The 20,040-nt window shown below is 55.2% G+C and carries 17 protein-coding genes; 8 read left to right on the top strand and 9 right to left on the bottom strand.

What is annotated here, in order from left to right; translation table 11 throughout:
- The first annotated feature begins 122 nt into the window (after positions 1-122).
- Together F3J31_RS08525 and mgsA are read left to right on the top strand one after the other, a co-directional pair.
- Positions 123-785 carry a DUF2057 family protein gene (locus tag F3J31_RS08525; protein ID WP_045908361.1) on the top strand — a complete coding sequence of 221 codons (663 nt, stop codon included), beginning with the start codon at positions 123-125 and terminating at the stop codon, positions 783-785.
- A gap of 80 nt (positions 786-865) precedes the next feature.
- Entirely contained in the window at positions 866-1,324 is a 459-nt protein-coding gene (mgsA, locus tag F3J31_RS08520; protein ID WP_167212504.1) for a methylglyoxal synthase, read from the top strand.
- Positions 1,325-1,382: 58 nt separating this feature from the next.
- Here the strand turns inward: mgsA and helD are convergent, their stop codons facing one another.
- Positions 1,383-3,437: a DNA helicase IV gene (gene helD / locus F3J31_RS08515; protein WP_167212501.1), complete on the bottom strand. Its 2,055-nt coding sequence runs from the start codon at positions 3,435-3,437 to the stop codon at positions 1,383-1,385.
- Positions 3,438-3,560: 123 nt separating this feature from the next.
- Between helD and F3J31_RS08510 the strand changes: the two genes are divergently transcribed.
- Positions 3,561-4,007: a YccF domain-containing protein gene (locus F3J31_RS08510; RefSeq protein ID WP_023343701.1), complete on the top strand. Its 447-nt coding sequence runs from the start codon at positions 3,561-3,563 to the stop codon at positions 4,005-4,007.
- Positions 4,008-4,026: 19 nt separating this feature from the next.
- Positions 4,027-6,189: a YccS family putative transporter gene (gene yccS / locus F3J31_RS08505; protein WP_167212498.1), complete on the top strand. Its 2,163-nt coding sequence runs from the start codon at positions 4,027-4,029 to the stop codon at positions 6,187-6,189.
- Here the strand turns inward: yccS and F3J31_RS08500 are convergent.
- The gene (locus tag F3J31_RS08500) at positions 6,146-6,772 is read right to left on the bottom strand and encodes a TfoX/Sxy family DNA transformation protein (protein WP_023618860.1); all 627 of its coding nucleotides are present in this window, start codon (positions 6,770-6,772) and stop codon (positions 6,146-6,148) included. The genes yccS and F3J31_RS08500 overlap by 44 nt on opposite strands.
- Before the next feature lie 217 nt (positions 6,773-6,989).
- Here F3J31_RS08500 and sulA point away from each other — a divergent pair, with 217 nt between their 5' ends.
- Entirely contained in the window at positions 6,990-7,499 is a 510-nt protein-coding gene (gene sulA / locus F3J31_RS08495) for an SOS-induced cell division inhibitor SulA (protein ID WP_032637628.1), read from the top strand.
- A gap of 354 nt (positions 7,500-7,853) precedes the next feature.
- Positions 7,854-8,909, top strand: a complete 1,056-nt coding sequence (gene ompA / locus F3J31_RS08490) for a porin OmpA (RefSeq protein ID WP_008499928.1) — start codon at positions 7,854-7,856, stop codon at positions 8,907-8,909.
- 65 nt (positions 8,910-8,974) lie between these two features.
- Here the strand turns inward: ompA and matP are convergent, their stop codons facing one another.
- Positions 8,975-9,427 (bottom strand): macrodomain Ter protein MatP, encoded by a 453-nt coding sequence (gene matP, locus F3J31_RS08485; RefSeq protein WP_008499929.1) that lies wholly within the window; start codon positions 9,425-9,427, stop codon positions 8,975-8,977.
- Positions 9,428-9,613: 186 nt separating this feature from the next.
- Here matP and F3J31_RS08480 point away from each other — a divergent pair, with 186 nt between their 5' ends.
- Both F3J31_RS08480 and fabA read left to right on the top strand, forming a co-directional pair.
- Positions 9,614-11,374, top strand: coding sequence for a Lon protease family protein (locus F3J31_RS08480; protein ID WP_167212495.1), 1,761 nt, complete (start codon positions 9,614-9,616; stop codon positions 11,372-11,374).
- Between the two features lie 68 nt (positions 11,375-11,442).
- Positions 11,443-11,961 (top strand): 3-hydroxyacyl-[acyl-carrier-protein] dehydratase FabA, encoded by a 519-nt coding sequence (gene fabA, locus F3J31_RS08475; RefSeq protein WP_008499931.1) that lies wholly within the window; start codon positions 11,443-11,445, stop codon positions 11,959-11,961.
- Between the two features lie 71 nt (positions 11,962-12,032).
- On the opposite strand, the gene rmf is transcribed toward fabA, so the two are convergent.
- The 6 genes from rmf to rlmKL all read right to left on the bottom strand — a co-directional run bounded on the left by rmf (position 12,033) and on the right by rlmKL (position 19,959).
- Entirely contained in the window at positions 12,033-12,200 is a 168-nt protein-coding gene (rmf, locus tag F3J31_RS08470; protein WP_013097261.1) for a ribosome modulation factor, read from the bottom strand.
- 255 nt (positions 12,201-12,455) lie between these two features.
- Positions 12,456-13,022: a membrane integrity-associated transporter subunit PqiC gene (gene pqiC / locus F3J31_RS08465; RefSeq protein WP_167212492.1), complete on the bottom strand. Its 567-nt coding sequence runs from the start codon at positions 13,020-13,022 to the stop codon at positions 12,456-12,458.
- Positions 13,019-14,659: an intermembrane transport protein PqiB gene (pqiB, locus tag F3J31_RS08460; protein WP_024907768.1), complete on the bottom strand. Its 1,641-nt coding sequence runs from the start codon at positions 14,657-14,659 to the stop codon at positions 13,019-13,021. The genes pqiC and pqiB overlap by 4 nt, the downstream gene beginning before the upstream one ends.
- A 4-nt stretch (positions 14,660-14,663) precedes the next feature.
- The gene (gene pqiA, locus F3J31_RS08455) at positions 14,664-15,917 is read right to left on the bottom strand and encodes a membrane integrity-associated transporter subunit PqiA (protein ID WP_048222348.1); all 1,254 of its coding nucleotides are present in this window, start codon (positions 15,915-15,917) and stop codon (positions 14,664-14,666) included.
- 13 nt (positions 15,918-15,930) lie between these two features.
- Complete coding sequence (locus F3J31_RS08450; RefSeq protein ID WP_167212489.1) at positions 15,931-17,838, bottom strand: ABC transporter ATP-binding protein; 1,908 nt, start codon at positions 17,836-17,838, stop codon at positions 15,931-15,933.
- 12 nt (positions 17,839-17,850) lie between these two features.
- Complete coding sequence (rlmKL, locus tag F3J31_RS08445) at positions 17,851-19,959, bottom strand: bifunctional 23S rRNA (guanine(2069)-N(7))-methyltransferase RlmK/23S rRNA (guanine(2445)-N(2))-methyltransferase RlmL (RefSeq protein ID WP_021240859.1); 2,109 nt, start codon at positions 19,957-19,959, stop codon at positions 17,851-17,853.
- Positions 19,960-20,040 lie beyond the last annotated feature (81 nt).

Raw genomic sequence — 20,040 nt, 5'->3', positions numbered from 1 at the left:
CATCCATCCCATACCGACGCATGAGGGCAAAACGGCGAAATATGTCTATATGTTAGTAAACATGATTCTCGAAAAATTTAGATACATTAATGCGGCGACAGGATTTCTGACGGGAGCCTTCTATGAAAACCGGTATTGCCACTGCTCTGATTGCGTTAGTGATGCCGGTCTGCGTTTTTGCTACCACGCTCCGGCTCTCTACCGATATTGATCTCCTGGTACTGGACGGAAAAAAGGTCTCCAGTTCCTTATTGCGCGGTGCGGACAGCATCGAGCTGGATAACGGGCCGCATCAGCTGGTATTCCGGGTGGAAAAATCGATCGGTCTGGCGAATCACGAGCAAAGGATGTATATCTCCCCGCCGCTGATTGTCAGCTTTAATACCCGGCAAATCAGTCAGGTCAATATTACCCTGCCTCGTCTTGAAACCGAGAAGGAATCGGCGGCCTTCGACGCTTCACCCCGCATTGAACTGCTGGACGGGGATGCGATGCCGATTCCGGTGAAGCTGGATATTCTGGCACTGACAACCTCACCGAAAGGTCCGGACTACGAGGCCGCGACGCAGACCTATAACAAAGCGGGGAAACGCGCGTCGCTTCCCCAGTTTGCCACCATGATGGCTGACGACAGTACGCTGCTTTCCGGCGTCTCAGAACTGGACGTCATTCCTCCCCAGTCCCAGACCCTGACGGAACAACGCCTTAAATTCTGGTTCCAGCAGGCCGATGCCGATACCCGGGCCCGATTTTTACAGTGGGCAAAACAACAACCTTCATCATAAGCCACATTTTTTACGCCTTTCTCTTGCAGCGTCAAACGGTTCCCGTCATCGTGTAGGCAGTTAACCTGATGGATATGATTATGGAACTGACAACACGCACGCTCCCGGAACGCAAACACATTGCTCTGGTGGCGCACGATCACTGTAAACAAATGCTGCTTAACTGGGTTCGCCGCAATCAGTCTTTGCTGGAAAAGCACGCCCTGTCGGCAACCGGCACCACCGGTAACCTGATCCAGCGCGAAACGGGTCTGGAGGTGAACGCCATGCTGAGCGGCCCGATGGGTGGCGATCAGCAGGTCGGCGCGCAGATCTCCGAAGGGAAGATTGATGTGCTGATCTTCTTCTGGGACCCGCTGAACGCGGTTCCGCACGACCCGGATGTCAAAGCCCTGCTGCGTCTGGCGACGGTGTGGAATATTCCGGTGGCGACAAACCTCTCGACGGCGGATTTCATCATCGAATCGCCGCAGTTTAACTCGCCGGTAGATATCCTTATTCCGGACTATCAGCGTTATCTTTCAGAGAGATTAAAGTAGCTTTTTTGCCGGGTGGCGGCTACGCCTTACCCGGCCTACCCATCCTTGCCCGTCTTCGTTAAGGCTTTCGCGCCACTGGCACATCAATACTCTTCAAAATATCGACAAACACGGATGGCTCCTCTTTATTGAACAGCAGCCACACGCGATGGCGCGCGCGAGTCATGGCCACATACAGCAAACGCCGCTCTTCGGCATCCGGGAAGTCTTCCGGCACCGGCAGCAAGGCCTGCTCCATGACCGACTCGCGGGCCGGAGCCGGGAAACCGTCGCTGCCCTCTTTCAACCCCATGACAATCACATAGTCGGCCTGCTGCCCTTTGCTGGCGTGAATCGTCATAAATTCAAGCTGCAGCTTCGGCCAGCGGGTGGCCGCCTTTTCCAGCGCCTCGGGTTTGAGGTGATGGTAGCGCGCCAGCACCAGGATACGCTCATCAGGCTTCGCATAGCCGCTGAGCTTGTCCAGCAGCGGTTCCAGCTGATCGTCCGCCAGCAGGGTCACGGCTTTTTTATCCCCTGCCCGCAGGCTATTGAGCGGCTTTGCCAGCTGATGCGGGTTCTGCTGGATAAAGCGGTTGGCGATTTCACCAATCCGTGAATTGAAGCGGTAGGTCGTGTCCAGATCGCTGCGATCGCCTTCGCCAAAATAGTGGTGGAATGCGGTCGTCAGCGAAAGCTGTGCCCCGCTGAAGCGATAGATGGCCTGCCAGTCATCCCCCACCGCAAACAGAGAGGTATGCTTATTTTGCGCCCGCAGCGCTGAGAGCAACGCTGCACGCTGCGGAGAGATGTCCTGGAACTCATCCACCAGAATATGCTTCCACGGGCTGACAAAACGTCCCTTCTCAAGAATGATGATGGCCTGATGGATCAGGCCGGAGAAATCAACGGCATTTTCCGCTTTCAGCGCGGTTTTCCAGGCCTTCAGCAGCGGTGCCATCAGCTTGACCCGCTTCGAAAACAAATCGCGGATCGCCTCCGGCGCGCTTTCAATCATCTCTGCCTGCGTTCCGCCGTGCATTCGCATCAGGCTGACCCAGCGGTCAAGCCGTGAACCCAGCCGACGCGCCAGTTTGTCATCCTGCCAGAAGCTACCTTCCGGCACGTCCCAGTTGAGTTCCTCCTCGAGCCACTGACGCCATCCTTTCGCCTGCGCCTTTTTCTCACTGCACTGCTGGCGCCACGTTTTGATAAACAGCGCCTGACGCGCCTGCGCATCGTTTTCCAGCTTACTGATAGCAGGCACTTTTTTACTGCCCTGCTGAATAATATGCAGGGCAAGGGCATGGAAGGTTCTGGCCGTGATATCCCGGGTATGCAGACGTTCCTGGATCCGTTCGTCCATCTCCTGGGCCGCCTTGCGACCAAAGGCCAGAAGCAGAATTTGATCGGCGACCGCTTCCCCGGTGGTCAGCAGCCAGCCGGCACGGGCCACCAGCACCGACGTTTTACCGCTACCGGCCCCCGCCAGCACCAGCAGCGACTGCTCGCCGTTAACCACCGCGCGCGCCTGGGCCGGGTTGAGCGGAGAAGACTCCACCGTACTGAAAAAGTCGGCGTATTGGGTGAGCATGGCGTCCGTCCAGGCCTGATTATGGGCGAGCCGACTTTTATCCTTATCATTCAACCAGGCCTGGCACTGGCGCCAGGCGTCGCGACAGTTGTCAAACTCCTCGAGACGCGTCACGGAGATCGGCAGCGCCGAGAGTGCCTGCCGGATTTTTTGCTGTAGCCCGGCGGTCTGCTGACGGGTGAGCCAAGAATGCTGCGCGTTGCTTTGCGCGATATCGTCCAGCACCTTCTGAAGCACCCCGGCGGCAATCACGCTCATATCCTGACTCCACCGCTGCCAGAGCGCGTTCAGGTGATGATGAAAACGCTGGGTTTCTACCCACTCGGTGCCGTGAAGACGCACGACTTTATCGTCAGGCAGTACGAACTCCAGTTCGCCCCACACCAGCCCGCGTTTGCAGTGGATAGCCAGAAGCTGATTAAACGGAATAAGGTATTCGTGGCGTTCCCCGGAGACTTTCACCCCGGCATTAAGGAGAACCACCCGGTCGTATGGGTGTTGCGCCAGACGTTTGCCTAACGACGTTGCTTTCAGTTCCATGTTCCGCCAAATCCACGAAAAGATAATTTACCTGACAGTGTAACTGCCAGTTTTAAGGTGCTCCAGCCTAAAAAAACGTTACAATCATTGGGCGTTAATTTTATCGAAAGGAAGTGAGGGTTTATGCGTACCGTTCTGAATGTGTTGAATTTTGTGCTGGGCGGTTTTGCCACCACCCTTTCCTGGCTTTTTGCCACGCTGGTGAGCATCGTCCTGATTTTTACGCTCCCCCTGACCCGCTCTTGCTGGGAAATCACAAAACTCTCCTTCGTCCCCTACGGGAATGAAGCCATCCACGTTGACGAGCTGAATCCGGAGAACAAAAACGCCCTGATGAATACGGGCGGAACCCTGCTGAACATTCTGTGGCTGATTTTCTTCGGCTGGTGGCTGTGCATCATGCATATTTTTGCGGGGATTGCGCAGTGCATCACGATTATTGGTATTCCGGTGGGGATCGCGAACTTTAAGATCGCCGCTATCGCCCTTTGGCCCGTCGGGCGCAGGGTTGTTCCGGTCGAAGTGGCCCAGGCGGCGCGTGAAGCCAATGCGCGTCGTCGTTTTCAGTAACTAAGGACTGGCCGCGTTTATGCTAAGCCCACTGCTTCGCCGTTATACCTGGAACAGCACCTGGCTTTATAACGTCAGGATATTTATCGCGCTTTGCGGCACGGTTGCCCTGCCCTGGTGGCTGAATGATGTCAAGCTCACCATCCCACTCACGCTGGGCGTCGTGGCCGGGGCGCTGGCGGACCTGGACGATCGTCTGGCCGGGCGTTTACGTAACCTGGTCATCACGCTCGTCTGCTTTTTTATTGCATCAGCATCCGTTGAGTTACTTTTCCCCTGGCCCTGGCTGTTTGCCCTGGGTCTGACGCTCTCAACCAGCGGGTTTATTTTGCTGGGCGGCCTTGGGCAGCGCTATGCCACTATCGCGTTTGGCGCCCTGCTGATCGCCATCTACACCATGCTGGGCGCATCCCTCTACGACCAGTGGTACCAGCAGCCGGTTCTACTGTTGCTCGGTGCCATCTGGTATAACCTGCTGACCTTAACCGGTCATCTGCTCTTCCCGGTTCGCCCTCTGCAGGACAACCTTGCCCGCAGCTTTGAGCAGCTAGCCCACTATCTGGAACTGAAATCCCGGCTTTTCGACCCGGATATCGAGGAAGAAAGCCAGGCGCCGCTCTACGATCTGGCGCTGGCTAATGGCCTGCTGGTTGCCACCCTCAACCAGACAAAAGCCTCTCTGCTGACCCGTCTGCGCGGCGATCGCGGTCAGCGCGGAACGCGAAGAACCTTACACTACTATTTTGCCGCTCAGGACATTCATGAACGCGCCAGCTCCTCGCATGTTCAATATGCCGCCCTGCGCGAGAAGTTCCGCTATAGCGACGTGATGTTCCGCTTCCAGCGCCTGCTGTCCATGCAGTCCCAGGCGTGCCAGCAGCTCTCGCGCTCCATTCTGCTGCGCACGCCCTATCAGCATGACCCACGTTTTGAACGCGTTTTCAGCCATCTTGACGCGGCGCTCGACCGCGTTCAGGCCAGCGGAACGTCACCGGAACACATCAAAGCGCTGGGCTTTCTGCTGAACAACCTGCGGGCGATTGACGCACAGCTGGCGACCATTGAGTCCGAGCAGGCGATGGCGCTTCCGGGCAGTGAAGTGGACAATCAGCTTGCTGATGACAGCGTGCACAGTTTTAGCGATATGTGGCTTCGCCTGAGCCGCAACTTTACCCCGGAGTCGGCTCTCTTCCGCCACGCGGTGAGAATGTCGCTGGTGCTGTGCGTGGGGTATGCCTTTATCCAGATAACCGGGCTGCATCATGGCTACTGGATCCTGCTGACCAGCCTGTTCGTCTGTCAGCCGAACTATAACGCCACCCGGCACCGTCTTGCGCTGCGCATTATCGGCACGCTGGTCGGCGTCGCAATCGGCCTGCCGGTGCTCTATTTCGTGCCTTCCGTCGAAGGGCAGCTGATTCTGATCGTGATCACCGGCGTGCTGTTTTTCGCGTTTCGCAACGTGCAGTATGCCCATGCCACCATGTTCATCACGCTGCTGGTGCTGCTCTGCTTTAATCTGTTGGGTGAAGGGTTTGAAGTCGCCCTGCCCCGCGTGATTGATACGCTGATTGGCTGCGCGATCGCCTGGGCCGCGGTCAGCTTTATCTGGCCGGACTGGCGTTTTCGCAATTTGCCGCGCGTGGTAGACAGGGCGATGAATGCCAACTGTCGTTACCTTGACGCTATTCTGGAGCAGTATCACCAGGGCCGCGATAACCGTCTGGCTTACCGGATAGCACGTCGCGACGCGCATAACAGTGATGCTGAACTGGCCTCCGTTGTGTCTAACATGTCAACGGAGCCGCGCGCCACGGCAGAGATTCGTGAAACCGCGTTTCGCCTGCTTTGCCTTAACCATACGTTCACCAGCTATATTTCGACGCTGGGGGCCCACCGTGAGAAGCTCACCAACCCGGGAATTCTCAACCTCCTTGATGACGCCGTCTGCTATGTCGATGATGCACTGCATCACCGCCCAGCCGATGAACCGCGTGTGCAACAGGCTCTGGATGAACTGGCTCAACGCATTGCGCACCTTGACCCGGGAAACGACAGCAAAGCGCCGCTGGTTCTTCAGCAGATAGGCCTGCTTATCGCTCTGCTGCCTGAAATTTGCCGGCTGCAACAGCACATCGCTACCTGGAGGAACGACTCTCCTGTGGCTCAGGCAGCGCATTAAACCACTCCGTCAGCTCCCGGCGGATGCCTGCCGGGAGTGCCGCCTCATGCAGCCCTTCGATAGCCCCTTCCAGCGCAAAGAGAACTTTAATACTGAGTGCTTTATTCTTAGCCCGCATCTTCAGCCAACTCGCTCTGGCGCCCAGCGCCCGCAGCGTTTCTTCATTGGTGATACCGGCTTCAAAGAGCAAGACTTCAAGCTGAAAGGTCAGGTTCGGCAGATCCTTAAGACGGTTTCGTTGATGACGCTGGTAGCGCTCTTTCCTTGCCGCACTGAGCGCAAACGAGGAGAGCTGAAGCAACCGCTCCCTGTCCTGCCATAATCCGTCATCCACACGATAATAGTTGAGCAGCACCGGTCTGCCTCGCTTCATCAACGTCAAAAAGGAGGAGGCGTTTTTTACACAGTATTTTGCACTCTCCTCACACGCACGAAGATAAAGTTCGCCATCGGACACCATTGCAAAGACCGCATCATCCACCGCCAGGGTGTAGCCGCCAAACAGCGCGCGATGATGAATCTCGCCCAACGGGGACAGGTATTCCTGGGATTTATAAATCCGTTCATAAGATATCTTTTTCATGATATTTCCCTTCAGAATCATAGACTAACAACAAAATTTCTTACTAGCGGATCCGTTAGCAGGAAAATAGGCAACTTATCGTCGTTGAGCAAGATGATTTTTCGAGGGGCATCAAGATTGAATGAATTTTGCGAGTCGCTTTCCGAAAATGAGGTTGATCTTTGGGCATACAGGGGTTACTGTATATCCATACAGTAACTACAGGGCTGGAATGAATATGCACACTTCAGGCTATGCAAATCGCGCAATCTCTCTCTCTTCTGCCGCAGGCAATGTCGCGCAGAATTCCGTCGAGCGTGTTTCCACAGGGCTTATCAGTGAAGTGGTTTATCGTGAAGACCAGCCCTTGTTAACGCAACTTCTGCTACTGCCGTTATTACAACAACTCGGTCAGCAATCGCGCTGGCAGCTTTGGCTCACGCCACAGCAAAAGCTGAGCCGCGAGTGGGTTCAGTCCGCTGGCCTGCCGCTGACCAAGGTCATGCAGATTAATCAGCTCTCGCCTTGCGATACCGTTGAGTCGATGATCCGCGCGTTACGCACAGGGAATTACAGCGTGGTGATTGGCTGGTTACCGGAAGAGTTGACGGAAGAGGAACATTTCCGCCTGACTGAAGCTGCTGAAGAAGGGAATGCGATCGGGTTCATTATGCGTCCGGTTCGATCGGATTCTTACCGCAGAGGACAACTTTCTGGGCTAAAAATTCACTCAAATTTGTATCATTGAGTGAAATTAAGATTTTTCCTGGAATTTTTTTTGACCGCAAGATGAGGTTTTAGTTCCCGACCTCAAAATTGCGGCAAGGCTTGTCTGGTGCGGTTCTCCTTCATTTTATTGCACAAAATTCGTTCGAAAAATGTTAAATAATCGGTATACGGAACTTTTTTTTTCATATGCCTGACGGACTTCACACTTGTAAGTTTTCAGCTACGTTGTAGACTTTACATCGCCAGGGGTGCTCGGCCTAAGCCGAAGATATCGGTAGATTTATATTTGACCACGCCCCCCGGTGAAGGATTTAACCGTGATTCTCTCTTGAGACTTTCATGGCGAATTTTGGATGATAACGAGGCGCAAAAAATGAAAAAGACAGCTATCGCGATTGCAGTGGCACTGGCTGGCTTCGCTACCGTAGCGCAGGCCGCTCCGAAAGATAATACCTGGTATGCAGGTGGTAAACTGGGCTGGTCTCAGTTCCACGACACTGGCTGGTACAACAGCAGCCTGAACAATGATGGCCCAACTCACGAGAGCCAGCTTGGTGCAGGTGCGTTCGGTGGCTATCAGGTTAACCCGTATGTTGGTTTTGAAATGGGTTACGACTGGTTAGGTCGTATGCCATACAAAGGCGACACCGTAAACGGCGCTTTCAAAGCACAGGGCGTTCAGCTGACCGCTAAACTGGGTTACCCAGTAACTGACGATCTGGACGTGTACACCCGTCTGGGCGGCATGGTATGGCGCGCTGACTCCAGCAACAGCATCGCTGGCGACGACCATGACACCGGTGTTTCCCCAGTATTCGCTGGTGGCGTTGAGTGGGCTATGACCCGTGACATCGCTACCCGTCTGGAATACCAGTGGGTTAACAACATCGGCGACGGCAACACCGTTGGTGTTCGTCCAGACAACGGCATGCTGAGCGTAGGTGTTTCCTACCGTTTCGGCCAGCAGGAAGAAGCAGCACCAGTTGTTGCTCCAGCGCCGGCTCCAGCTCCAGAAGTACAGACCAAGCACTTCACTCTGAAGTCTGACGTTCTGTTCAACTTCAACAAAGCGACTCTGAAACCAGAAGGCCAGCAGGCACTGGATCAGCTGTACACCCAGCTGAGCAACCTGGATCCTAAAGACGGTTCTGTAGTGGTTCTGGGCTTCACCGACCGTATCGGTTCTGACGCTTACAACCAGAAACTGTCTGAGAAACGTGCTCAGTCTGTTGTTGATTACCTGATCTCTAAAGGTATCCCAGCTAACAAGATCTCCCCACGTGGTATGGGCGAATCTAACCCAGTTACTGGCAACACCTGTGACAACGTGAAAGCTCGCGCTGCACTGATCGACTGCCTGGCTCCAGATCGTCGCGTAGAGATCGAAGTTAAAGGCATCAAAGACGTTGTAACTCAGCCAGCGGCATAAGTTATCGTCTTATAAAAAAACCCCGCAATGCGGGGTTTTTTATTGTCTGAAGAAAAGTAAAAAATCTACTTTTTACCCAACAGCGCCTGAAGGTCGTTCTTCAGTGTCGACATCTGGTTGGCGTATTTCTCTTTATGTTCTGCATCCTCAATCAGCTGCACGATGGTTTCCGACAGCGTTTTGCCCCGACGTTGTGCCAGCCCGGCCAGGCGCTGCCAGACAACAAATTCCAGGTCGATTGATTTTTTGCGCGTGTGCTGATGCTCAGCATTAAAATGCCGTTTGCGTCGCGCACGGATAGTTTGCTTCATCCGGTTTAACAAGGCAGGATTGATGTGTTTCTCAATCCAGCCGTTAACCTGTACCGGTTCATTTTCGAGGGTCAGCAAAATATCCACGGCTTCTTGTGCAGCGCTGGCTTCGATGTAGCAGGTGATCAGTTCCCCTTCACGGTGCTTTTTGACCAGGTACTTCCATTTCCAGCCGCTTTCGAGATTTTCCAGTTGTTGATATTTCATTGCGATCTCAGTGTTACCACGTAACTCTGTTCAGAATATCAGTTTTTTAGCAATCTGCTGAAAAGAAATCATATCCTGTGAGTGAATGCAGCCAATCACCCTGTCGAAATCCCCAATCCTGCTTGGGTACAGCCCCCCGCTTACGGTATACTCCACGCTTTTACATCTGACTAAAAAACATCAACTTTGACCATTACGAAACTTGCATGGCGTGACCTTGTTCCGGATACCGAAAGTTATCAGGAACTGTTTGCACAGCCAGATCTCGCAAAAGAAGACGAATTCATCCTTAGCGATACGCAGCCCCGTTTGCATTACGCGCTGGAGCAGGCATTAAGCCCATGGGCAACTGCGCCTTTCATGCTGCTCAAAGCCCCGGAAGAAGCGGAATACCTGACGTTGTTCGGGGATGCCGTGCGTCAGTTAAAGCCGGAAGCGAATGCCGTTTTTGGCGGCCAGTATCGTATTACGGGACATGATGTCACTTTCGAACCGGCGGCACAGGCCGACGGCCGTTTTGCCGCTAAGGGCGAGGTGATTACCGCGAACTGGGTCGAGGCAGAACAACTCTTTGGTTGTCTGCGCCAGTTTAACGGCGAGCTTTCGCTGCAGCCGGGGCTGGTACATCGCGCAAATGGCGGTGTTCTGATTATTTCACTGCGTACCCTGCTCTCGCAGCCGCTGCTGTGGATGCGTCTGAAAACCATCGTGCACCAGCAGCGTTTCGACTGGGTCGGCTATGATGAGTCTCGTCCTCTGCCCGTCTCTGTTCCGTCTATGCCGCTGTCGTTAACCGTCGTGCTGACGGGCGATCGTGAATCGCTGGCGGATTTCCAGGAAATGGAGCCGGAACTGGCTGAGCAGGCGGTATATAGCGAATACGAAGACAATATCCAGATTGCCGATGCCGACGATATGGCGCAGTGGTGTCAGTGGGTGATGGCCGTTGCCGAACGTTTTGCGCTGCCAACGCCTGCGGCTGACGCGTGGCCAGGCCTGATCCGCGAAGCGGTGCGCTATACCGGTGACCAGGAAACGCTGCCACTCTGCCCGCTCTGGATCGGCAAGCAGCTGCGTGAAGTGGGTGTGATTAGCGGTAACGGTGCGTTCACCGGAGAACAACTCACCCAGATGCTGGCTCAACGAGAGTGGCGAGAAGGCTATCTTGCTGACCGTATGCAGGATGAAATTCTGCTGGAACAAATTCTGGTGGAAACCGAAGGCGAACGCGTCGGGCAGATTAACGCCCTGTCAGTGATTGAATTTCCTGGCCATCCGCGCGCGTTCGGGGAGCCGTCTCGTATCAGCTGCGTTGTGCATATTGGCGATGGTGAATTTACCGACATCGAACGCAAAGCCGAGCTGGGCGGAAACATTCACGCCAAAGGCATGATGATCATGCAGGCGTTTTTGATGTCTGAACTGCAGCTTGAGCAACAGATCCCCTTCTCCGCCTCGCTGACGTTTGAGCAGTCCTACAGCGAAGTGGATGGCGATAGCGCCTCTATGGCTGAACTGTGCGCCTTAATCAGCGCCCTGGCGGAAGTGCCCATCAATCAGAACATCGCGATCACCGGTTCGGTGGATCAATTTGGTCGTGCGCAGCCTGTGGGTGGCCTCAACGAGAAAATTGAAGGCTTCTTCTCTATCTGTCAGCAGCGTGGCTTAAACGGCAAGCAGGGTGTGATTATTCCGGCTCCCAACGCACGCCATTTAAGCCTCAGTCAGGAGATCCTGGATGCGGTTGAACAAGAGCAGTTCGCTATCTGGGCCATCGAAGGGATTGAGGATGCACTACCCTTACTGACAAACCTGGTATGGGATGGCGAAGGGCAAACCACCCTGATGCAGACTATCCAGGAGCGCATTGCTCAGGCGACACAGCAGGATGCTCGTCATCGTTATCCATGGCCGTTACGCTGGCTGGGCTGGTTTAGTTCGAACTGATCGGACTTGTTCAGCGTACACGTGTTAGCTATCCTGCGTCCTTCACTAAAATAAGGCTTACTGAGAACATGGTAGATAAACGCGAATCCTATACAAAAGAAGATCTTCTTGCCTCTGGTCGCGGTGAACTGTTTGGCGCGAAAGGCCCACAGTTACCGGCCCCGAACATGCTGATGATGGACCGTGTCGTGAAAATGACCGAAACCGGCGGCAACTTCGATAAGGGTTACGTAGAAGCAGAACTCGATATCAACCCGGACCTGTGGTTCTTCGGTTGCCACTTTATCGGCGATCCGGTAATGCCTGGCTGTCTGGGTCTGGATGCGATGTGGCAGCTGGTTGGCTTCTATCTGGGCTGGCTGGGTGGTGAAGGTAAAGGCCGCGCGCTGGGCGTAGGCGAAGTAAAATTCACCGGCCAGGTTCTGCCTACAGCGAAGAAAGTGACCTATCGTATTCACTTCAAGCGCATCGTTAACCGCCGCCTGATTATGGGCCTGGCAGATGGCGAAGTGCTGGTCGACGGTCGTCTGATCTATAGCGCAAGCGACCTGAAGGTTGGCCTGTTCCAGGACACGTCCGCGTTCTGATCGTGCTTTTTGCCCCCCCGGAAAGGCGAAACCTCCGCATTGCGGAGGTTTCTTTTTTAAAAGAGACGTTATCAGGCTATGAGTGCCCTGTCGCCGATGGCTTCTCGCCAGCCTCCAAGCCATTGTGACCTTTGATTTATCGTCTGATAAGGACACATTTCTTTAGAACGTCCAGCGATGCCGGCCTGATAACCACGTTGATGAGCCCGTTCCAGGCGATCTCGTTTCTGTCTCTTCATGCCTCGTTTCCCTCATTCTTTTGTCTGGTGGAAAGAAAACAGTGTCTGCACTATCTGCACAGGCACAGATAACGAATACCCCGAATTAGTCGCATCGTCAATGTTCAAAATTCATACGGGTGTCATATTTGTGAGCTACCTGGAAGATCATTTGTACAAAAATTGTGACGTGGCACAAGTAACGGCCTGAAGTGAAAACGAAAAAAAACCGCAATCAGCAACAGACCGATTGCGGTTTTTGATGATGAATTTTACTTATGGCAGCCGGGAAATCTCTCTTGCGATACTGGCCGACTCCTGCACCCAACCCTGAGCCAGGACTTTCACCATTTCGTCATAGCCATCCTTCTGCTGCTTCAGCTCCAGATGGAAAGGACGCTTAATCAGCTGCCCCTGATGATTCAGCAACCACTCCCCGCTGATCACCACTGCACCGTCATAGCGGCCGTGGAAGCCCGTTACGGTGACGTTCAGCGTATCCTGATCGTTACCCAGCGGCTGCGACGCGACAACCCAGCCCGGAAGCTGGCTACCCAGATTGGCCACCAGCGTGTTGCGCAGCTGCTGATCCAGCGGGCTGGCCCACAGGTTGTTGGTCGCAATCACATATTTAACGTCGCTGGTCTGATAGACCACGCCGTTTCCTGCCAGATAATCCGGCACGGCAACCTGCTCAACCCACAGCTGGCGGTTTCCCTGACTCGCCGTGCTTTGCCCGCCGCTGTGGATCGCCACAGGCAGCTGATAGTAGCTTTTATTCTCTACCCCTGAACTGCACGCCGTTAACAGCAGAGTGCCAACCATCAATAGCCACTTTTTCATTCTTTTGCCCTCTTCGGCTCAGGATCCTTTTTATCTTTCGCTTCGAACACCAGCGCGTTGCTCTTCTCGTTGAGCGTTTTCAGAACAGGCTGCAGTTCACGCAGGACCTGATCAAGACGCTGCATATCTGCCACCATCTTGTTATAGGCTGCTGAGCCCGGCTGGAAGCCCTGCATACTGCGGTTCAGCTCACGCAGCGTTTTCTGCATGTCCTGCGGCAGCTGCTGCATGCTCTGGCTCGCCGTGATCTTGTTGATGTTATCCAGCGTGGTTTGCAGGCGCTGCATTGTCTCCTGACTCTGATGTAACGACCCGGTCGCCGCTTCAATCATCGGATTCAGTGGCAGATTGTTGATCTTATCCAGCGTCTCCATCAGACGCTGCTGGATCTGCGCCAGGCCGCTGCTCACCGTTGGGATGATCTTATAGCCACCGAATTCACGGATACCGGTAATCGGCGGTGCTTTCGGGTAGAAGTCCATATCCACATACAGCGCACCGGTGACCAGGTTGCCGGTTTTCAGCGACCCGCGCAAACCGCGTTCCATCAGCTGAGAGATATGGGCTGCAATATCCTGATTTTCGCCAATCTGGTTTAGCAGACGCTCCGGCTCAATGCGGATCAGCACCGGAATGCGATAGTCATCATCCAGCATCTGGCTCAGACCCGGGACGAAGAACGGCACTTGCCCAACCGTACCGAGGCGAATACCTCGGAACTCAACGGGCGCCCCCGGCTGCAGGCCGCGAACGGAGTCTTTAAAGAACATCAGGAAGTCAACGTGATCGGTATAGAGCGCATCCTGAATGCTTTTTTGATCGTCAAAGAGACGGAAAGCGGTGTTCTCTGCAACCGGCTGGCCCAAATCCAGGCCCTCCGGCACATCAAAACTCACGCCGCCGCCAAACAGCGTGGTCAGCGAACCCATTTCAACGCGCATACCTGCCGAAGTCAGATCCACCGCGATCCCGCTGTCTTTCCAGAAACGGACATTGCTGGTGACCAGGCGATCGTTTGGCGCATTGATGAAGAGCTGATAGCTGATCGCGCGTTTCTGCGGATCAAATGTGCTTTTCTCAACCGACCCGACGCGGTAGCCGCGGAACAGAACCGGGTCGCCCGCCGTGAGCTGACCTGCTTTTTTACTGTCGAGGATCACGCGGATACCCTTGGCATCAGGCGGCGCAAGCGGCGGTGAGTCCAGGAGCTGGTATTTGGCTGGCTGGTTACCCTTAGCGCCGGGCTGCAGCTCAATGTAGGCGCCCGAAAGCAGCGTCCCTAAGCCGCTGATCCCTTCACGCCCCACCTGCGGCTTAACGACCCAGAAAACGGAATCGCCGTGCAGCAGTTTTTCCATGCCGGCATTAAGGCGCGCCTTAATCTCCACATGGGTTAAATCGTCCGTCAGGGTTGCGCTTTCGACCACGCCCACATCCACGCTACGGCTTTTGATGGTCGTTTTACCGCCCTCAATCCCCTCGGCATTGGTGGTTATCAGCGTCACTTCCGGTCCCTGATGACTGTAATGATAAAACAGGATCCAGGCACCGATCAGCGCAGTCACGATGGGAAAAATCCACACCGGAGACCAGTTTTTGACCTTCTGCACTTTCGCCTCTCCACTCTTATTTTCCATGCTCTTACTCTTCCTCATGGCTTGATTCAGGCTCACGATCCCACGATAAACGAGGGTCGAAGGTCATGGCCGCAAACATGGTCATGATCACGACCAGTGCAAACATTAAAGCCCCCATCGCAGGATAAATACTCATCAAACCGCCCATCCGCACCAGCGCAGAGAGAACGGCGATGACAAACACGTCAATCATTGACCAGCGTCCGACAAACTCGACCACTTCATAAATCAGGTGCATGCGTTCGCTATCGCGTTTCCCATGCCCTTTCGCATCCCAACAGAGCCAGGCGATGGCGATCATTTTTAAGGTGGGCACCATAATACTGGCGATAAAGATGACGCCAGCGACCGGATAGGAACCTTCGCCCCAGAGCAGTATCACCCCGGCGAGGATCGTCGAGGGCATTTTGTCACCGAGCAAATCGGTGATCATGATTGGCAGAATATTGGCTGGCAGATACAGCATGACGGACGTGACCAGCAGCGCCATCGTCCACTGCAGGCTATTTTTACGGCGTACGTGCCCCTTTGTTTCGCAGCGCGGACAGACGTCGAGATCGGCGGGCAGCACGGCGGTACAGCACGGGCACGAGCGAAGCCCCTGGCGAATGCCGGGCACTCCGACCTTCACCGTCTGTGCAAGCGTCGGCGCTGGCGCGATATCGTCCCACGCCCAGCGCCTGTCCACACACTGGAAGGCGCGCAGCTGCAGAACGCAGTACAGACACCAGGGAATAAAGCTGCTGCCAATCCCCACGTCGCCGTACGCCATCAGCTTCACGAAGCTGACCAGAATCCCCGCCAGAAAGATCTCGGCCATCCCCCAGCTTTTGAGCTGAAAAAGGATACGCGCCAGTCGGATTTTCAGCGATGCCGGCATCCTGACCCGGTTCACCAGCAAAAGGATGACGACCAGGCAAAAAGCCGGGACTATCTGGACAAACAGGAGAAAAAAGGTCCCCAGGCTGGCGTAATCTTCCGAGAACATCACGCCCGGGATTTCAAGCAAATCCACCTGGCTGGTGATCCCCCCCACCTTCATATAGATGAAGGGGAAGAGATTGGAGAGGAGCAGCATAAACAAGGCTGCCAGAGCGTAAGCAGTGGGACGCTGCCGCGGCGCGTCCCACTCGGTTGTCAACGTCGCACCGCAACGTGGACACAGGGCTTTATGTCCGTGACCAAGCTCTGGCAACGCCACGAGCATATCGCATTGCGAGCATAAAATATGCCTGTCGGCATGGTGCTGGTCACACATATGTTATCCCTGTTTATGCGCCGTTTTTCAGAGACTCAAGGTACTCCCAGCGCTCAAATGCTTCTTCCAGGGCTTTTTCAGCCGCGGACAGTTCTGACAGTACTTTCTGAGTATAGTCATGCGATTGAGTAAAGAATGACGCATCAGCAACCTGTTTTTGCAGATCCTCAAGCGCGGCCTCCAGCTCTTCAAGACGCTGCGGTAGCCCCTCCAGTTCGCGCTGCAGGTTATAGCTTAGTTTAGCCGAGGTTTTCTTGACAGTTTCTGCTTTTGTTACAGCAGGTTCAGAACTTATTTTGGACTTTGACTGCTTCGTCGCCAGCGACTGTGCCTGCTGCCCTTTTGCATCGTGATAACCGCCGACATATTGACCAATTCGCCCTTCACCTTCGAAGATCCAGCACTCGGTCACGGTGTTGTCAACGAACTGACGATCGTGGCTGACCAGCATCACGGTGCCCTGATAGCCGTCAATCAGCTCTTCGAGTAATTCCAGCGTTTCGACATCCAGGTCGTTCGTCGGTTCATCGAGGATCAACAGGTTGCTTGGCTTCAGGAACAGGCGCGCCAGCAGAAGGCGGTTTCGCTCACCGCCGGACAGCGCGCGCACCGGCGTCATGGCGCGTTTCGGATGGAACAGGAAGTCCTGCAGGTAGCCCAGCACGTGGCGAGGCTTGCCGTTCACCATCACTTCCTGCTTACCTTCGGCGAGGTTGTCCATCACCGTACGGTCCGGATCCAGCTCCGCGCGGTGCTGGTCGAAGTAGGCAACCTCGAGCTTGGTCCCGCAGTGAATACGTCCGCTGTCGGCCTGCAGCTGGCCCAGCATCAGTTTCAGCAGCGTGGTTTTACCGCAGCCGTTCGGGCCAATCAGGGCGATTTTGTCGCCGCGCTGAACCTGCGCGGAGAAATCGTTCACCAGCACTTTACCGTCAACCTGATAGTTGACGTTTTCCATTTCAAAGACAATCTTGCCGGAACGGGACGCCTCTTCCACCTGCATTTTGGCGCTGCCCATCACTTCACGGCGTTCACTGCGCTCGCGACGCATCGCCTTAAGGGCACGCACGCGGCCTTCGTTACGGGTACGGCGGGCTTTGATGCCCTGGCGGATCCAGACCTCTTCCTGCGCCAGCTTGCGGTCGAACTCGGCATTCTGCAGCTCTTCCACGCGCAGGTTTTCTTCTTTTTCCAGCAGATACGTATCGTAATCGCCGGGATAGGTCACCAGCTTGCCGCGGTCGAGGTCGACAATGCGCGTCGCCATATTGCGAATAAACGAACGGTCATGCGAGATAAAGATGATGGTGCCGCTGAAGGTTTTCAGGAAACCTTCCAGCCAGTCGATCGCTTCGATATCCAGGTGGTTGGTCGGTTCGTCCAGCAGCAGCACCTTCGGCCCGCTGACCAGCGCGCGGCCCAGGGCCGCTTTACGCAGCCAGCCGCCGGAGAGCGCCGACAGCTCCATATCGGGTTCCAGGCCGAGCTGCGCCAGAACTTCATTAATGCGGTTTTCAAGCTGCCACAGACCGTGGTGATCGAGCATCTCCTGCACTTTCGCCAGTTCGTTGAGGTTTTTGTCGCTCGGATCGGTCATCACCAGATGCGAAATCTCGTGATAGCGTTTCAGGTATTCAGCCTGCTCGGAGATCCCTTCCGCCACGAAATCGTAAACGCTGCCGGTCACGTGACGCGGTGGATCCTGCTGCAGGCGGGAGACAATCAGATCCTGCTCGTAAACAATACGCCCGTCATCCAGCCCCTGTTCACGGTTAAGGATTTTCATCAGCGTGGATTTACCCGCGCCGTTACGGCCCACCAGACAGACGCGCTCGTTATCTTCGATGTGCAGTTCTGCATTGTCGAGAAGCGGTGAGTCGCTGAAGGAGAGCCACGCGCCGTGCATACTAATTAAAGACATTTATTTTTCCTTTCAGACCGCGGTAATCAACCAGCAGTTATGGATTTGACGGTTACGGGCAAAGTCCTGAGACAGCGTTTTTTGGCTGATTTCTTGTGCTTTCAGTCCCAGGGCTGCTAAGCCGTCATGATCCATACGGAAGCCGCGTTTGTTGTTCGAGAACATAATGGTGCCGCCTTTGCGCAGCAGGCGCTTCAGGTCGGTCATCAGGCGCAGGTGATCGCGTTGTACATCAAAGCTATCTTCCATACGCTTGGAGTTGGAGAAGGTCGGCGGATCGATAAAGATCAGGTCAAACTGCTCGTCGGTATCGCGCAGCCAGCCCAGCACGTCAGCCTGCATCAGGCGATGCTGACGTCCGGTTAAGCCGTTAAGACGCAGGTTGCGCTCCGCCCACTCCAGATAGGTACGGGACATGTCCACCGTGGTGGTGCTGCGCGCGCCGCCCAGACCGGCATGCACGCTGGCGCTGCCGGTATAGGAGAAGAGATTCAGGAAGTCCTTGCCTTTACTCATCTGGCCCAGCATGCGGCGGGCGATACGGTGGTCGAGGAACAGACCGGTATCCAGATAGTCGGTCAGGTTGACCCACAGGCGCGCGTTGTATTCGCCCACTTCGATAAAGTCGCCCTTCTCGCCCATCTTCTGGTACTGGTTTTTGCCTTTCTGACGTTCACGCGTTTTCAGCACCAGCTTGTTTGGCGCAATACCCAGCACGGCGATGGTGGCGGCAATGACGTCCAGCATGCGCTGACGCGCTTTTTGCGCATCAATGGTTTTCGGCGGCGCATATTCCTGAATCACCACCCAGTCCGCGTAGCGGTCAACCGCCACGTTGTACTCCGGCAGGTCGGCATCGTACAGTCGATAGCATTCAATGCCCTCCTGCTTCGCCCACTTCTCAAATTTCTTCAGGTTCTTGCGCAGGCGGTTGGCGTAATCTTCCGCCACGCCGGACGGCTTGCTGTCGGCCGCCTTCTCCGCCAGATGGTAGTTTTTCTGCACGCAGTCCAGCGGGCCGTTTTTCGCTTTAAACTGGCGATCGGCGCGCAGCTGCAGGCAGCTCAGCAGTTCCGGCGAGGCGCTGAACAGAGACAGGTTCCAGCCGCCGAAGTGGTCCTTCATATTGCGGCCCAGCAGGCTGTGCAGGGCAATCAGCGCCGGTTCGCTATCGAGACGTTCGCCGTATGGCGGGTTGCTGATGACGGTACCGTACGGGCCTTTTGGCAGCGGGTTGGTCAGGTTCGCCACGTCTTTCACTTCAAAGGTGACCAGCTCGCCGATGCCGGCACGGCGGGCGTTGCTGCGCGCACGCTCAATGACGCGAGGGTCGCTATCGGAGCCGTAGAAATGAGAGGTATATTCCGCCAGCCCCTTCCGCGCACGGGTCTGTGCGTCGTCTTTGACCTCTTTCCAGAGCGCTTCATCGTGCTGCGCCCAGCCCTTGAAGCCCCACTGGCCGCGGTGAAGTCCCGGCGCGCGATCGGTGGCCAGCATAGCCGCTTCAATCAGCAGGGTACCGGAACCACACATCGGGTCGAGCAGCGGCGTGCCCGGCTGCCAGCCGGAGCGCATCACAATCGCGGCCGCCAGGGTCTCTTTGATGGGTGCCATACCGGTACGATCGCGGTAGCCGCGCAGATGCAGGCCCGCGCCGCTCAGATCGAGGGAAATACTCGCCGTGTCGCCGTTCAGCCAGACGTTAATACGCAGATCGGGGTTTTCACGATCGACGTTGGGACGTTCCTTATTTTTACGCGTGAAGCAGTCCACAATGGCGTCTTTTACGCGCAGTGCACCGTACTGGCTGTTGCGGATCTCGTCGTTCACACCGTTGAAATGCACCGCAAAGGTGGCATTCGGGGTGAAGATCTCTGTCCAGTCGATCATCTGTACGCCGGTATAGAGGTCAAGGTCGCTATAGACCTTGCACTCCTTCATCGGCAGCATGATGCGCGACGCCAGGCGGCTCCACATCAGGCTCTGGTAAATAAGCCGCGTGTCGCCCTCAAAATGGACACCACCCTGAACCACCTGGCACTCTTGCGCGCCCAGGCTTTCCAGTTCAGTTTTTAACAGCTCTTCCAGCCCACGGGCCGTACTGGCAAACAGAGAATTCATATCGTCACTTTTACTCTTAGAAAATTGTCGCGCATTATAGCTAATATGGCGTGTATGTCATAAAGTTGAAGGCTTATTTTC

Origin of the sequence: Enterobacter sp. Acro-832, from assembly GCF_011752745.1 — a bacterium.
Lineage (GTDB): Bacteria > Pseudomonadota > Gammaproteobacteria > Enterobacterales > Enterobacteriaceae > Enterobacter > Enterobacter quasiroggenkampii.
The sequence above is the reverse complement of the archived record's forward strand: the minus strand, read 5'-3'. Positions and strand labels throughout refer to the sequence as shown.

What these genes read in the sequence shown, in the direction of transcription:
- helD (WP_167212501.1), bottom strand. Translation starts at nt 3,437, where the DNA reads ATGGAACTGAAAGCAACGTCGTTAGGCAAACGTCTGGCGCAACACCCA.
- pqiC (WP_167212492.1), bottom strand. Translation starts at nt 13,022, where the DNA reads ATGAAAAAGTGGCTATTGATGGTTGGCACTCTGCTGTTAACGGCGTGC.
- F3J31_RS08525 (WP_045908361.1), top strand. Translation starts at nt 123, where the DNA reads ATGAAAACCGGTATTGCCACTGCTCTGATTGCGTTAGTGATGCCGGTC.
- yccS (WP_167212498.1), top strand. Translation starts at nt 4,027, where the DNA reads ATGCTAAGCCCACTGCTTCGCCGTTATACCTGGAACAGCACCTGGCTT.
- rmf (WP_013097261.1), bottom strand. Translation starts at nt 12,200, where the DNA reads ATGAAGAGACAGAAACGAGATCGCCTGGAACGGGCTCATCAACGTGGT.
- F3J31_RS08510 (WP_023343701.1), top strand. Translation starts at nt 3,561, where the DNA reads ATGCGTACCGTTCTGAATGTGTTGAATTTTGTGCTGGGCGGTTTTGCC.
- matP (WP_008499929.1), bottom strand. Translation starts at nt 9,427, where the DNA reads ATGAAATATCAACAACTGGAAAATCTCGAAAGCGGCTGGAAATGGAAG.
- sulA (WP_032637628.1), top strand. Translation starts at nt 6,990, where the DNA reads ATGCACACTTCAGGCTATGCAAATCGCGCAATCTCTCTCTCTTCTGCC.
- F3J31_RS08500 (WP_023618860.1), bottom strand. Translation starts at nt 6,772, where the DNA reads ATGAAAAAGATATCTTATGAACGGATTTATAAATCCCAGGAATACCTG.
- pqiA (WP_048222348.1), bottom strand. Translation starts at nt 15,917, where the DNA reads ATGTGTGACCAGCACCATGCCGACAGGCATATTTTATGCTCGCAATGC.
- fabA (WP_008499931.1), top strand. Translation starts at nt 11,443, where the DNA reads ATGGTAGATAAACGCGAATCCTATACAAAAGAAGATCTTCTTGCCTCT.
- rlmKL (WP_021240859.1), bottom strand. Translation starts at nt 19,959, where the DNA reads ATGAATTCTCTGTTTGCCAGTACGGCCCGTGGGCTGGAAGAGCTGTTA.
- F3J31_RS08450 (WP_167212489.1), bottom strand. Translation starts at nt 17,838, where the DNA reads ATGTCTTTAATTAGTATGCACGGCGCGTGGCTCTCCTTCAGCGACTCA.
- ompA (WP_008499928.1), top strand. Translation starts at nt 7,854, where the DNA reads ATGAAAAAGACAGCTATCGCGATTGCAGTGGCACTGGCTGGCTTCGCT.
- mgsA (WP_167212504.1), top strand. Translation starts at nt 866, where the DNA reads ATGGAACTGACAACACGCACGCTCCCGGAACGCAAACACATTGCTCTG.
- pqiB (WP_024907768.1), bottom strand. Translation starts at nt 14,659, where the DNA reads ATGGAAAATAAGAGTGGAGAGGCGAAAGTGCAGAAGGTCAAAAACTGG.